The 14,301-nt window shown below is 57.7% G+C and carries 12 protein-coding genes; 2 read left to right on the top strand and 10 right to left on the bottom strand.

Annotation, left to right across the window (positions count from 1 at the left end):
• Positions 1–47: 47 nt before the first annotated feature.
• The 7 genes from ACYZUA_RS16365 to ACYZUA_RS16335 all read right to left on the bottom strand — a co-directional run bounded on the left by ACYZUA_RS16365 (position 48) and on the right by ACYZUA_RS16335 (position 6,971).
• The gene (locus ACYZUA_RS16365; RefSeq protein WP_461959681.1) at positions 48–473 is read right to left on the bottom strand and encodes an AprI/Inh family metalloprotease inhibitor; all 426 of its coding nucleotides are present in this window, start codon (positions 471–473) and stop codon (positions 48–50) included.
• A 67-nt stretch (positions 474–540) separates the two neighbouring features.
• Positions 541–1,998 (bottom strand): serralysin family metalloprotease, encoded by a 1,458-nt coding sequence (locus tag ACYZUA_RS16360; protein ID WP_461959680.1) that lies wholly within the window; start codon positions 1,996–1,998, stop codon positions 541–543.
• Positions 1,999–2,385: 387 nt separating this feature from the next.
• Positions 2,386–2,844 (bottom strand): REP-associated tyrosine transposase, encoded by a 459-nt coding sequence (locus ACYZUA_RS16355; RefSeq protein WP_461959679.1) that lies wholly within the window; start codon positions 2,842–2,844, stop codon positions 2,386–2,388.
• Positions 2,845–3,183: 339 nt separating this feature from the next.
• Positions 3,184–4,269: a polyamine ABC transporter substrate-binding protein gene (locus ACYZUA_RS16350; protein WP_461959678.1), complete on the bottom strand. Its 1,086-nt coding sequence runs from the start codon at positions 4,267–4,269 to the stop codon at positions 3,184–3,186.
• A gap of 47 nt (positions 4,270–4,316) precedes the next feature.
• On the bottom strand, positions 4,317–4,658 hold the full coding sequence (locus ACYZUA_RS16345) for a cupin domain-containing protein (protein ID WP_056743722.1): 342 nt from the start codon (positions 4,656–4,658) through the stop codon (positions 4,317–4,319).
• Between the two features lie 43 nt (positions 4,659–4,701).
• On the bottom strand, positions 4,702–6,105 hold the full coding sequence (locus ACYZUA_RS16340) for an NAD(P)/FAD-dependent oxidoreductase (protein ID WP_461959677.1): 1,404 nt from the start codon (positions 6,103–6,105) through the stop codon (positions 4,702–4,704).
• 50 nt (positions 6,106–6,155) lie between these two features.
• Entirely contained in the window at positions 6,156–6,971 is an 816-nt protein-coding gene (locus ACYZUA_RS16335) for a helix-turn-helix transcriptional regulator (protein ID WP_461959676.1), read from the bottom strand.
• A gap of 263 nt (positions 6,972–7,234) precedes the next feature.
• Between ACYZUA_RS16335 and ACYZUA_RS16330 the strand changes: the two genes are divergently transcribed.
• Entirely contained in the window at positions 7,235–7,507 is a 273-nt protein-coding gene (locus ACYZUA_RS16330; RefSeq protein WP_008156356.1) for a DUF1652 domain-containing protein, read from the top strand.
• Between the two features lie 65 nt (positions 7,508–7,572).
• Here ACYZUA_RS16330 and ACYZUA_RS16325 read toward each other — a convergent pair whose 3' ends face one another.
• A complete protein-coding gene (locus tag ACYZUA_RS16325; RefSeq protein WP_461959675.1) occupies positions 7,573–10,047 on the bottom strand; it encodes a UvrD-helicase domain-containing protein in 2,475 nt (824 codons plus the stop codon).
• Positions 10,048–10,327: 280 nt separating this feature from the next.
• On the opposite strand from ACYZUA_RS16325, the gene ACYZUA_RS16320 reads away from it, so the two are divergent.
• Complete coding sequence (locus ACYZUA_RS16320; protein ID WP_461959674.1) at positions 10,328–11,023, top strand: pirin family protein; 696 nt, start codon at positions 10,328–10,330, stop codon at positions 11,021–11,023.
• Positions 11,024–11,085: 62 nt separating this feature from the next.
• On the opposite strand, the gene pgm is transcribed toward ACYZUA_RS16320, so the two are convergent.
• Both pgm and ACYZUA_RS16310 read right to left on the bottom strand, forming a co-directional pair.
• Complete coding sequence (gene pgm / locus ACYZUA_RS16315; RefSeq protein ID WP_283180371.1) at positions 11,086–12,732, bottom strand: phosphoglucomutase (alpha-D-glucose-1,6-bisphosphate-dependent); 1,647 nt, start codon at positions 12,730–12,732, stop codon at positions 11,086–11,088.
• Positions 12,733–12,843: 111 nt separating this feature from the next.
• Complete coding sequence (locus ACYZUA_RS16310; RefSeq protein WP_461959673.1) at positions 12,844–14,244, bottom strand: aminotransferase-like domain-containing protein; 1,401 nt, start codon at positions 14,242–14,244, stop codon at positions 12,844–12,846.
• Positions 14,245–14,301 lie beyond the last annotated feature (57 nt).

The raw sequence follows: 14,301 nt of genomic DNA, 5'->3' as shown, positions 1-14,301 counted from the left end.
TGTGTTGTGCTTATGTCGGCAATGACGAGCGTTATAGTCGAATCGTGTTATTGCACCTGGCGCACAAGTGTTATGACCAGATCGGACTTCAATGTGGCTTTATACGATCCGTCGCGTTGGCGGCTGAGAAATAGAACCTTCGAACCTTCTTTGCCAGTGATCGCCAGCCCATCCGGCTCAGGGAACCAACCAATCGCCGATTCGCCGCCCAACCAGGCGCTGAGACAATCGGCGCCCTCACCCAGCGTCTGTTTCGGTTGAAAGTCGATGACGCAGACGTTGGACGGTTTGTCCTGCAACGCCAGGGACTCTGGCGAGTCATCTTTGGCGATCAGGGTCGCCTGCCATTTGCCGGCCAGTTCCGAGGGGTCTGCTAATTTCAGGCTGCTGGCCATGGCCAAATCTCCAAAAAACATCATGAACGTCGCCAATAGCCACGCGGTTGTTCTGTAGGTGAAGCCGTTATGGATCATAAGGCGCTTTACTCCGATCAAGGGGCAGAGAGCAGCGCGTCTGCGCCGCCCTCCTTTTCAGCTCACATTACGCAGCGATGTCGGAGTAAGCCGCCTGGCCCACGGTGCTGACCAGGAAATCAGCCACGCCATGCCCGGAGAAGTCCACCGACAACAGGCTGTTGCCACCCGAAGAGGTCAACACCGCCTCGCCTGCCTCACCGGTGAACGAGTTCACAAAATGCAGACCTGCACCGTTGGTGATGCCGGTCAGGTCGATCTTGTCCAGGCCGCTGACAAAATCGAGGATCTGGTCGATTGCACCGGGTTTGGAATCGCTGCTGGCCGCGAACACGAAAGTGTCCGAACCGGCGCCCCCCCACAGTTTGTCCGCGCCGCCCGCGCCGAAGAGGATGTCGTTGCCGGCACCACCCTTCAGTTCGTTGGACACGCTGTTGCCGATCAGCAGGTCGCTGCCCGAACCACCAATAGCGTTCTCGATGGTGACGCCCTTGGCGATGGAAACGTTCCCCACCATGCCGCCAACGTCGGAGAACGAGGCCTCATTGAGGTTGATTTTCTGGTTTTGGGTAAAACCGGAGAAGTCAAGTGTGTCCTTGCCGCCCGCATCCCATACCGAAAACACGACTTTGTCCGACGACGAAGTCGCGCTAAGGAAGTCGCGCCCGGCGTTGGAATTGAAGCCGTAAGTGCTATCACCGGTTCGGGTGCTGGTGTTGGCACCGTAGAGCTTTTGGATGGCCGCGATATCGTCCATCAGCGGACCGGACGAATAGGCTTCGACGCCGCCCTTGCTGAAGTCCTGGCTGGTATTGCTTTCACTCCAGTAGCTCATGACGCTGTAACCGCGGGTGTCTTGCCCGTAGGAAGCGTCGTTATAGGTCGGCGCGCCCTCGCCGGCGTTGTAGTCGCCAGGATGGGCAAGGCCCAGGGAATGACCGATTTCGTGGGTCAGGGTTTGCCGGCCGTAATTGTTCAGGTCCGGTGTCTTGTTAACGTTATAGCCACTGCCCGTCAGATACCACGAAGTACCGTCATAACCAGCGCCGGTGCCCGGCAGATAAGCGAATGCCGCTGCGCCATCCTGGCCACCGCTGTAGTTGCCGAAGGTCATATGAGCGTCGCCGCCCGTGGCCTTGTCGGTGAACGTAATTTTGGCCACATCGGCCCAGGATTGCATGGCCAGCACGGCCTGGGCTTTCTGCTGAGCACTGAACTGGCTGAACCCGGTGATCCCGTGCTTGTTCATGGTGCTCGACGACGCCGAGGTCAGGAACGTGTAGGTGAGTTCGATTTTGCCGCTGCCGTCCTTGTCCTGGTACGCAGCGCCATCGCGCAGTAATTGGGTAGCCGCCTGGTCGACGGAGAAGGAGGGTTTGCCATTGACCATGAGGTTACCGCCCCGATCATACTGATGGCTGAAGCTATTGATCTGGTTGAACGCAGAACTGGATGCAGCCAATGCTTGCAGTGGCTGGAACGCCTGTTCGGCAGTATCAATAGCGTTGTCTTTTACTTTCGACATAAACACACTTCCTTGTTTAGCTATGGAACAGTTTTTTGTCAGATAGCAACGATCTCTGGCGAGATCGTCCTATCACTCGCCCAATGAAGGCGAAAGAAAACTGACACAATTTGAAATCAACCGTCTACATTTTTTTTGACGTCAAATTGAGTTGTTCCTGCAAGTACCCGGAAACAATGCCTGCGCTGTCGAAATATTGTTTGTTAGATGGCGGTTTGCGCAAATTGTCTGACGATTAGTTATTTAATTATTAAATAGGGGTAAGTTTCTTTTTGTCGATGGGGTCTCACTTTGCGTGAGTTATTAATATGAGTGCCAGCGCATTGATATCAGTTGGATCTTCATAGGATTAGAGATTTTGACGACTGCTGCGCAGTCGTCAGATACTCACAACCAACACGCATCCCACAGCGAATAGTCATGAACGCGCGTCACCAGTCCCGCTCGGATCGGATTGGCCACGACATACCGGGCAAGCGCCTTCACATCCTCCTCCCGCCGAACCGCACGATCGTGGTAACCCTTCTGCCACAACCGCCCTCGCCGCCCTAGCGCTTGATTAACCGCCAAACTGCTCCGGGATTTTATTCGGCACATCAGCTCAGCCAGCGTCTTTTCGTGGAGCTGCACCAGGCAATGCATATGGTCTGGCATCACAACCCACGTCAAAAAGTCCGCCCAGCCCTCCTCCTGTGCCTGACGCAACTCCTGAACAACCAACCTCCCCAATCGCCAATCAGCAAAAAACGGCTGTCGCTGATCAACGACAACCGTTAGCAAATAAATGCGCCCTGATTCAGAGAAACGACCAACGCGTAGCTGACCCGCATTTGTACAAACAGGCATTCCATTGCCTCCTGATCCATCGAAAGGAGGCCTGGAATCTACAGCGTTACCAGCCTGCCCGACTGGCCGCAATGACTACAAAATACGAAGCCTCAACTCCCAAATGCCGATCAGTTAAGCCAAAACGCGATCCGAAGCAGCTGCCTTGTGGCGAGGGGATTTATCCCCGTTCGGCTGCGAAGCAGTCGTAAAACCTGAACACACTGTCCATCTGATGCACCGCGTTGTCTGAATTCACGACTGCTTTGCAGCCGAACGGGGATAAATCCCCTCGCCACAAGGCAGCTGCTACACGGAAGTGCGTCGCAGCTGAAATTGCTTAACTGATTGGCATTACCCTCAACTCCCGGTACGAATCTTGTTCCACACCCGCGTACGGACCCGGTCGATGTTCAGCGGCATCGCCTCCAGTGCAAACAATTTCCCCATCATGTCCGGGCTCGGGTAGACCTTGGTGTCATTCTTGATCGCCGGGTCGATCAGGCTGTCGGCCTGTTCGTTACCGTTGGCGTAGTGCACGTAGTTGCTGATGCTGGCCATGACGTCCGGGCGCAGCAGGTAGTTCATGAAGGCGTAGCCGGCCTTTTCGTCCGGGGCGTCTACCGGCATGGCGACCATGTCGAACCAGATCGCGGCGCCTTCCTTGGGAATCGAATAGCCGATGTCGACGCCGTTCTTGGCTTCTTTCGCGCGGTTTTCGGCTTGCAGAATGTCACCGGAGAAGCCGACGGCCACGCAGATGTCGCCATTGGCCAGGTCGCTGGTGTACTTGGATGAGTGGAAATAGCTGACATACGGGCGGACTTTCATCAGCAGCGCTTCAGCCTTTTTGTAGTCTTCCGGGTTCTTGCTGTGATGTGGCAGGCCCAGGTAATTCAGGGCCGCCGGCAACAGTTCGGGGCCGTTATCGAGGATGGCCACGCCGCACTTCTGCAGCTTTTGCATGTTTTCGGGTTTGAAAATCAGGTCCCAGGAGTCCACTGGCGCGTTATCGCCCAACACGGCCTTGATCTTGGCGATGTTGTAACCGATGCCGGTGCTGCCCCAGAGGTACGGGAAGCCATGTTCGTTGCCCGGGTCATTGGTTTGCAAGGCCTTGAGCAACGCCGGGTTGAGGTTTTTCCAGTTCGGCAGTTGGCTCTTGTCGAGTTTCTTCAGCGCCACGCCTTGAATCTGCCGCGCCATGAAGTGGTTGGACGGAAACACCACGTCGTAACCGGATTTGCCGGTCATCAACTTACCGTCGAGGGTTTCATTGCTGTCGAAGACGTCGTAACTGAACGCGATACCGGTTTCCTTCTGGAAGTTTTTAGTGGTGTCCGGGGCGATGTATTCCGACCAGTTGTAGATCTTGACGGTCTCGGCCGCGTGGCCAAGGGTCGCGAAGAGCGCAAGTGGAGCCAGAGTCAGTGTCTTTCGGATCATGAGTCGATTCCTGATGGGTTTATTGTTGTTGGCAGGCAATCAGAGGATCAAAAAATCAAAACGTAGGTCTTGCGCACGGTTTCCTGGATATCCCAGATGCCGAGGCTGTTGGCTGGCAACATCAGTGCATCGCCGGCTTCTATGTGCAGGGTTTCACCGTCATCCGGGGTAAACGTGCAGCGCCCCTGGATGAAGTGACAGAACTCCTGGGCGACGATCTGCCGCCGCCAGCGGCCGGGCGTGCATTCCCAGACGCCGGTTTCGACGCCATCGTCGCGTTCAACGCTGGTGGTCGAGGCCACCGCCACAGGCATGCCCAGTGGGACGGCGACCGGATTCGACTCTTCCAGCTTCAGGGTTGCGGTGTTCTTGAATTGCGTGATGCTCATGGGAGTACCTGTCGATTGAGCCTATAAATGAAGAGCGCGCGGTTTACTGCATGAAACCTTCCATGAAGCCGGCAATACCGGTGGCCAGTTTGCGACGCCAAGGTGCGGTGGCCGGATTGGCCAGTGTCTGGTCTTCGTGGACGAAGCTGCGGATGATCGCGTTGTAGCCGAGCCAGCGGCAGGGCTCCGGCTCCCAGGCCCTGAGCGCGTCGAGCCCGCCATGGATGACCCACGGCTGACGAACCAGCTCGGTGTCGCGCTGCAGAATCAGGTCGGCCAGAGTCCGGCCGCCCAGGTTGCTGGCACCGACGCCCTCCCCGCCATAGCCACCCGACAAGGCGATGCCACTGGCCTGATCGCACAGCATGTGCGGCTTGAAACGCCGGGACATCCCCAGGTTGCCGCCCCAGGCATGGGTAATCCGCACGTTCTTGAGCTGCGGGAAGAGTTCGCCAAACAGATAACGCCGTAGCTCCACTTCGCTGGTGGTCAAGTCGAAGTCATGGCGCAACTTGGCAGCGAACTGATAACCGCCCCGCGCGCCGAACACCAACCGGTTGTCAGCCGTGCGTTGACCGTAAGTGACCTGGCGGCTGTTTTCGCTGAAGGCCTGGCCGCGACTCAGGCCGATTTCATCCCACGTGGCTGCGGATAGCGGCTCGGTGGCCACGATCAAGCTTTGCACCGGCAGCTGATAACGCCCCAACGGTGGCAAGGTGACCGAGTAACCTTCGACCGCCGGCACGATCCAACGGCTGCGAACCGAGGCTATTTCCGTACGCAGGCCTCCCGATTGCCATTGGGTGACCGGGCTGTTCTCGTAAATCCTGACGCCCATTTTCTCCACCGTCCGAGCCAGACCTCGCACCAACTTTGCCGGGTGAATGGTCGCGACGTGCGGTGCATAGATACCGCCATAAGGTTTGGCGAGTCTGATCTGTTGCCCCAACTGCTCGGGACTGAGCCAGCGGTAATCGCTTTCGGTCAATCCCTGGCGGTAGAGCGTGTCGAGATAATGCCGAAGGCTGGCTTCCTGTTCCGGATAACGGGCAGCGCAATACAGCGCCCCGCCTTTGCGGTAATCGCAGTCAATGTGTTCGCGTTCAAGGACAATCCCGACTTCATCCGGAATGCCGTGCAGCAAATCGAAAGAAGCCCGGCGCTGTTCGGGCGGCAAGTCGGCGAGCAAGCGGTCTTCGCCCAGCACATTGCCCATCAGCCAGCCACCGTTACGCCCCGAGGCGCCAAAACCGGCGGTTTGCGCTTCAACGATGGCAATGCTCAGGTCGGGCGCCAGGCGTTTGAGGTAGTACGCGGTCCAGAGCCCGGTGTACCCCGCGCCAATGATGGCGACGTCGACGTCCAGATCCTGTTCCAGCGCCGGACGCGCCAATAATGGCTCGTCGAGTTGATCCATCCACAAACTGATAGTGCGCCACGCCGACATGCAAGTCTCCGCCACTCAAACTTCGATGGCGTCGATCCTAGTGCGTGGGCTTAGAGGCTGTCTTGCGCGCGTGCACGCAAAGAAATTTGTTTTACGTAGGCCTTGGGCGACTGGCCGGTGTGCTGACGGAAGCAGCTATAAAACGCCGACAGCGAATTGAACCCGGCGGCAAACGCCAGTTCGTCGATACGCAGTGGCGGCGTGGCGTTATCCAGTGCCGCGAGCAAATGCTGCAGGCGCGCCTGGTTGACGTATCGATAGAAGCTCTGGCCAAGCACCTGATTCAGCAGATAGGAAATCTGATTGCGGCTATACCCGCACTCCTTCGCCACCCGTTGCAGGTCGAGTTCAGGATCGAGGTAAGGTTGTTGGCGCTGAAAATATTGCTGCAAGTCTTCAGCCATGAAACTCAGCTGGCGTGCAGACAGCCCGAGTCGACTGGCCGCTGGACGTTGGCTGCTGGTGACCTTGCTAGAGGGCTGCTCATGCACCAGCGAGGCGTACTCGTTGACCCGCCAAATCAGTCCGTCACGTACGGTAATCGCCTCGCTGGCCCGGAACGAAACCAGGCCTTCACCGCCGCGAAGGGTGATGCGGTACTGAATGAACGCCGTGTTGCCGTCCAGGCGAATGCGGTCTGAGTGTTCGAGGGCCTCATCGGGATCGCGGGGCATGCTGCTACGCACGTACTCACGCAATTCGGACAGCCCCATCACACGGTTCTGGAAAAAATCGCTGTACTGAATCTCAGGGTGATAGAGCGCCATCACCCCGTCCAGGTCCCGGTGTTTCCAGCGCAAGTGATATCGCATCACCGTGTCGCCCGTGGCCTGGGTTTGCAGCGGACCATCATCATCGGCGTGCATAAAGGACTCGGCGAAAAAAAGCCGAGCTTGCCGAAATTCCGTCTCAGCTTCAATGACCAACCAGTGGCGGCCGACTGTCGAACACCGAGCGTTCCCATGACCTGCATCAAAAAAATTGAACCAATCGCTAAACGGCCTGAAAAATCCACATTGTTTTCACATTTGGCTGCTACTTTTAAAGGCAGTCACCGGTTGAGCCATTGAAGGCTCTTCCCACCTAACATGAGCTAAAGGAAGCGCTCGATGAATGAGGCGGGCAACATATGAATAAAGGGTTCAGTAAAGTCACCTTTCCAAACGCCTGCCAGCTGATGCGCTGGCATTTTCATCCCATGGGTTTCGAGGCGAGCATGGATGCGCCGGGCAGCATGATTGCCCGTCTATTTGACCGTGCCAGTGGCGAGACCATGATCGCCATCGCCGGCATTCCTTGCGCGACGGTAATGAATGCGGCGGATGTAGAGCGAATTATCGAAGCGGTGGAAGATGAGCTTGAGGCTTTCATTCCGCCAGCCGCTCTCAGGAGCTATGCCTGAGGCTGAACTTTCAACAACAAGCCCACGTTAAGTGGGCTTTTTTGTGGGCGACGATCTTTTACAGGTCACGCCGATGTCTTGCCCTGTCGGTGATCTGCAAAGAACGCCTTGCCCTTGCCGATCCGATCGGACGCTTTAGGCAGGTTGGCTGCCTGGGCGTCTTGCCCATCGACATACCAGTAGCAATGACTCACCGCCCGAGTGATGCCGACGTAAGCCAAACGCAGGATCTCGTCTTTCTGTGCGCTGTCGTACGCTTCGCTGTCGCCAGCCTTGCCCAGACCGGCCATACGGTAGACCTGGTTCTTGTACGGTGAACTGGTCAGGTGCTGACAATCACCCAGCAGGAACACAGCGTCAGCCTGAAGTCCCTTGGCGCTGTGATAGGTCAGTTGTTTGAGCCGTCGTGCTTCGTACGGCAAGCTGGAATCCACATTAACTACAGACTGAATATGTTCTTCTATCAATGACTTATCGCTACTTTTTCGATAAAGCATCAAGATTGAATCACCCTTTCTGTAGTGTTCCATCAGGCGCTTGGCCATGCCTTGATCGTCGCGATCGAGAACGTTCACCGGCAGCAATGCCTTCGGCTCGCCACTGGCCTTGGCCTTCTTGCCCGCGATCGCCGGCGCCGCACGAACGATGTGTTCGGCCGCATCGATGATGTGCTGATGGCTGCGATAGTTGTCGCTCAGCATCACCTTGGTCGTGCTCGGCGAAGGGAATTCCTTGTTGAATTCCATGAAGTATGTCGGCGAACTGCCCCGCCAGCCATAAATCGACTGCCAGTCATCGCCGACACAGAGCAAGGACGAACGTTGTGCGCCGCGCCCCACGTGCATGGCCGGGCCGCGACTGCGGATTTCCGTGAGGCTCGCGCGAATCCAGGAAACGATCTGCGGCGATACGTCCTGAAATTCGTCGATCATTAAGTGCGACATCGGCCTGAGCAACTCATCGCTCAGCAGCTTCAGGTTTTCCGGCGAATGTTCGCTGAACAAGGCGAACATCCGGTTGTAAGTCATCACCGGGGGTTTCTGATCGAGCAGGTGATCTTCCAGCGCTCGCCAGTACAGGCTCAAGGCCTCGAAGAAAAACCGGTCAGGGTCGTCCTTGGCAAAGCTCATTTGGCCCACGGCAGTGGGTACATCCAGGCCGAGGTTCTCGATAAATCCGGCGGCAGCGACGAAACAGTCCAGTAACGGCGCGGAGCCGAGCTCGCCCTTGACCTTGTAATCGAAGCCCGGCCCGGCACTGGCATCGCCTCCCAGAGACGCCAACACACGCTTTGATGACTCGTAACTATCAAGCCAAATCAAAGGCTTACGACAGAAAGCTTGAAACAGGGTGCGCTTGACCGCCCATTCCGCGCGCACGCTCAATTTGGCATTGGGCCGGCTGACCTGCGGATTTTCCCGGGGATCGAATCCCAACACCACCCAAGCGTCCAGGCTCGGAATACAGCCATGACAATGAAATGTTGAGCCGTTGATATCGAACGTCTGGCGCTTCGGCTCGATGCCTTTGATTGGCCAAGCACCCGCGCGAAACCACAAATCTTCGATAGCGTCGCAGAGTTCTTCATCACGCTTGGCGGCCAGTTCGGTCACGGCCATGCGCTTTTGTACGTCCGGGTGATCGCGCTCCAGTTCCTTGAGTTGCAATGCGTGACGGGATAATGGCTTGATCAATTCGCGAAAGCGCTCATTGCGCGTGTGCAGGCTGTGATAGCAAGCGTTGAGTTGCTGGCGCTGGGCGTCGTTGATGCGCAGGTCGAAAGGATTGCTGTCGACCTCCTCATCGCCGCTTTGCACACGGTGACTGAGGTTTTCGAAGGCTTGCAGCCGCTCGAAGCCCGGCAGGCTGCGAACCATCGGCAGGATTCGCGAATGGAAGGTGCGCACCAGATCACGCGCCTCTTTGAAACCGAGCGACCGGCCCCAGAGTGCAAACAGCTCGATCAGTTTATTGATGAAGTCTTTGCGCGATTCACGGGTAAAGGTCACCACCGTCATCGAACTCAGCTCGAATCCCAGATAATGGGTCAGCAGCAAAATACGCAACACCAACGTGGTCGACTTGCCCGCACCCGCGCCGGCAATCACCGAGGTCGAGGGTGTGTCACTGAAGATCATTTTCCACTGTGCGGCGCTGGGTTGGGCGTGCGGTGGCAGCAGTCGAGCAACATCCGTCTTCATGCGTTTCTTCAACTCAGCGCTCAACGGCAGACGCCAATCGTCGAACAAATTGTCGTCAACGTTGGGCGGCCGGTGTTCGGTGGAGCGCGAGTCGCGGATCAACAATACCTGCCGACCTTCCTCCAACCCTTCAAGTTTGCCTTCCTTATAGCCGTAATCCACCCCGGCACTGTGCCCACTGCGAAAGCCGTCGGCCTGGCCGTGCAGCCAGGATGCACGGTGTTGTGCGCGCAGACGTGTCAGGCCATGACCAAAGAACCGGGCTGCCAGTCGCTTGAGCAACGGCATCTCGGCAAGGGGACGAAGTTCAGGAGGAAGGTCGGGGGTGTGTTGCGGCACGCGGGCTGACTCCAGGGTGTGAGGCTGTTGAGGGCTATGGTGTCTGCATTTGCCGTTCAGTTCTAGTGAAATGCTTACAGGTCATTGGCTTATGCGATGAAGTGAAGGTTGGGTGAGAATCTTTCGAGGTGATTTGATATCAAATTATTCGATTGTATTGAGGCATTTTTTACGCTTTTTATCGATTGGTGCCTGATAGATGATGCTCGCCATCAACCACCGGTTCGCGTTTCGTGGCTCAGGCGCTCCGCCCCATGACGAACCTTTTCAGGAGACGATCATGCTTGAACTCAGACCCTTCAACTCCCTGGGTGGCGCCCACCATGGCTGGTTGGATGCTCATCACCACTTTTCGTTCGCCGAATACCATGACCCAAAACGCATGAACTGGGGCAACCTGCGGGTGTGGAACGACGACGTGATTGCCTCTGGCACCGGTTTTCCGAAACACCCCCACCGGGACATGGAAATCATCACTTACGTCCGTGAAGGCGCAATCACGCACGAAGACAACCTGGGCAACAAGGGTCGTACCGAAGCGGGCGACGTTCAGGTCATGAGCGCCGGCACCGGGATCGCCCACAGTGAATACAACCTGGAAGCGACCGAGACCAGGATCTTCCAGATCTGGATCATCCCGAACGAATCCGGTTTGGCACCGTCCTGGGGCGCCAAACCCTTCCCCAAAGGCCAGCGCGAAGGTTTCGTGACACTGGCAAGCGGCAAGGCCGGCGACGATCAAAGCCTGCGGATTCGAGCCGACGCCCGATTAGTGGCCGCGAACCTCAAGGCCGGTGAGTCCGCCGAGTATCGTCTGGACAATGGCCGTCGCGCCTATCTGGTACCGGCTACCGGTGTCATTGAAGTCAATGGCTTGCGTGCACAAGCTCGAGACGGTATTGCAGTTGCCGATGAGCAAGCGTTGCGGGTGACCGCCATCGAAGACAGTGAAATCGTCCTGGTGGACCTGGCTTAATCGTCAAACGCAGGACAAAAAAAGGGGCGACCGTCATGGCCGCCCCTTTTTACATTCATGGATTACTTCGCAGAGATCGCGCCGTCCACCAGTGTTTGCGCTTCAGCCACCAATTGCTTGAGGTGTTCGTCACTGACGAAGCTTTCAGCGTAGATCTTGTAGATGTCTTCAGTGCCCGACGGACGCGCCGCGAACCAGCCGTTCTCGGTCATGACTTTCAGGCCACCGATCGCCTGGTCGTTACCCGGCGCATGGCTGAGGATGCTCTGGATCGCTTCGCCCGCCAGTTGGGTCGAGGTGACCTGGTCCGGCGACAATTTGCTCAGCAGGGCCTTCTGCTCAGGATTGGCCTTGGCATCGACGCGCACCGAGAACGGTTCGCCCAGTTCATCGGTCAAGGCGCGATAGGCCTGACTTGGGTCGCGGCCGGTACGGGCGGTCATTTCTGCGGCCAGCAACGCCGGGATCAAGCCGTCCTTGTCGGTGCACCAGACGCTGCCATCCTTGCGCAGGAACGAAGCACCGGCGCTTTCTTCGCCGCCGAAGCCCAAAGAGCCATCGAACAGGCCGTCAGCAAACCACTTGAAGCCGACCGGCACTTCGTACAGGCGACGACCCAGACGTTTTGCAACGCGATCGATCAAGCCGCTGCTGACCACGGTTTTACCCACGGCCGCATCGGCGCGCCATTGCGGACGGTTCTGGAACAGGTAGTCGATCGATACGGCGAGGTAGTTGTTCGGCGCGAGCAAACCACCGGACGGGGTGACAATGCCATGGCGATCGTGGTCCGGGTCGCACGCGAATGCTACGTCGAAGCGCTCTTTCAGGCCGATAAGGCCCTGCATGGCGTGAGTGGACGATGGGTCCATGCGGATCTGACCATCCCAGTCGACGGTCATGAAGCGGAAGGTCGGATCGACCTGTTTGTTGACCACTTCCAGGTCCAGTCGGTAATGCTCGGCAATCGCAGACCAGTAGCGCACCCCGGCGCCGCCCAGCGGATCGACACCCAGACGCAGCTTGGCATCACGGATGGCGTCGAAGTCGATCACGTTGATCAGGTCGGCGACGTAAGTATTGAGGTAATCGTGACGATGGGTCGTGCTGGCCTTCAGCGCCTGCTCGTAGCTGATGCGTTTGACCCCGGCGAGCTTGTTGCTCAGCAGTTCGTTGGCCTTGGCTTCGATCCACTTGGTGATGTGGGTATCGGCCGGGCCACCGTTGGTAGGGTTGTATTTGTAGCCACCGCTTTGCGGCGGATTGTGCGACGGCGTGATGACGATACCGTCCGCCAAGCCCGACGTACGCCCGCGGTTGTAGCAAAGAATGGCGTGGGAAATGGCCGGTGTCGGGGTGTATTCGTCACCTTCGGCGATCATTACCGTCACGCCGTTGGCGGCCAACACTTCAAGGGCGCTGGCGCCGGCCGGGGTGGACAACGCGTGGGTGTCGATGCCGACGAACAGCGGGCCGTCGATGCCTTGGGCTTCGCGGTACAGGCAGATCGCCTGGCTGATCGCGAGGACGTGCCATTCGTTGAAACTCAAGTCGAACGAGCTGCCTCGGTGCCCGGACGTGCCAAAAGCTACGCGCTGGGTCGAAATGGCAGCATCGGGCTGGCCGGTGTAATAGGCCGTCACCAGTCGCGGGATGTCGACCAACAGTTCTACCGGTGCCGGTTTGCCCGCAAAAGGACTGAGTGTCATGCAAAACCTCTGAAGTCGAGTGGTTCAGGAATAGGAACGCAGTTTACTGGCAGTTCGACCACAACGCGATGGGATCGATCCGAGAGTGCTAATGATGTTTTGTGGCCCTGCTCAATCGATCGACTCCAGACGCAAGGCATCCCCTAACAGGCCCAACGCCGCGACAAGGTCGTGGTCACCGCCGAAGGTGTGACTCAGGCGCAAGTGTTGCGCATGCAAGCCCTGGAGACTGAACAGCTCTCCCGGTGCGATAACCACTTGATGCTTGAGCAGGCGCTGGAACACCCGACGTACATCGACCTGGCGTAGCGAACGAACCCAGATCGTTGCACCGCCCTGGGGCTCAACGAAGTGCAAGGCATCGCCCAGACGTTCCTGCAACAGCTGCGACATCTGCACCTTGCGGTCCTTGAGCATCCGCCGTAATACCTGAAGATGCTGGTCGACACGTCCGTTGCCGTACAAGCGCGCGATGGCTTTCTGGCGAATCGGTGACAAGCGAAACGAACGCAGTAGAAAGTGCCGTTGCAGCTCGGCACTGAAATGCCGCGACAGCAGATAACCATAGGGCGCTTCGGGCCCGATGATTTTCTCGAAGGTGGAAAACACGATCAGCCGATCGGGGTCCAGCAAGTCGCGAAACCGCTGTCCGTCCGGTTCGAATCCGAGTTCGCCGTAGCAGTCGTTTTCCAACACCCAACTGCCATGTCGCTCCAGCAACTGCGCGACGACCTGTCGGTTGTCGTCGGGTGCCAGACTGCCTCGCGGCATGTTCAGCCCGGATGAAACCATCACCAGCCGCACCGGCTCGGTCTCCAGCAACTCCTTGAGCCATTCGACGTCCAGTCCACCGCAGGATTGCACCGCCAGCTCGATCACTCGCACCTGCGCAGCCTGGAGCAACCGCAGAATCGCCCAGTCGCACGGCGACTCGACCAACACCGTGGCGTCCTTGAGATTCAACACAGCGATCAGTATTTCCAGCACGCCACGCAGGTCGGCACCAATATAGACATCGTCGGCGTGCCAGCAGCGCAGCGGCGAGGTGGTGTAGCGCGCTGCCAGGGCAATGCGCAACTCCAGCTCGCCGCACGGTTGCGATGTCGGTTGCGGCGGACGCGGATACTGGCGCAGCAGTTCTCGTTCCAGCAGTAACAACGGACTGTCGAGGGGTTGCAACAACGCCGGTTCATCGGCGCTCAAGACCAGCATTCCGGGACGTCTGGCGTTGACATAAACGGTTTCGAGCAGGTCGTTGCCACTGCTGAGCGTACTGATGGAGGACACCGGTAACGCGTAATAGCCGGACTTGGCCACCGAATAAACGCGCCCTTCTTTCTCCAGCAGCGAATAAGCGTACTGAATGGTCGAAATCGACACGCTCAGACGCTCCGCCAACTGTCGCAACGAAGGCAGACGGACTCGCGTGTCACTGACCGGTTCGTTGATCAGGTTAGTCAGATATCGGTACACCGCCTGATACGCGAAGTCAGTTTCTCGTGGCCCTTTCATGGGCGAGTGCCGAATGCCGTGTGAACGTCATCTTGCATCGTCAGGAAATCTGCCAAG

The sequence above is a fragment of the Pseudomonas sp. LS2P72 genome, from assembly GCF_054897865.1.
This window is presented reverse-complemented; position numbering and strand designations above follow the sequence as displayed.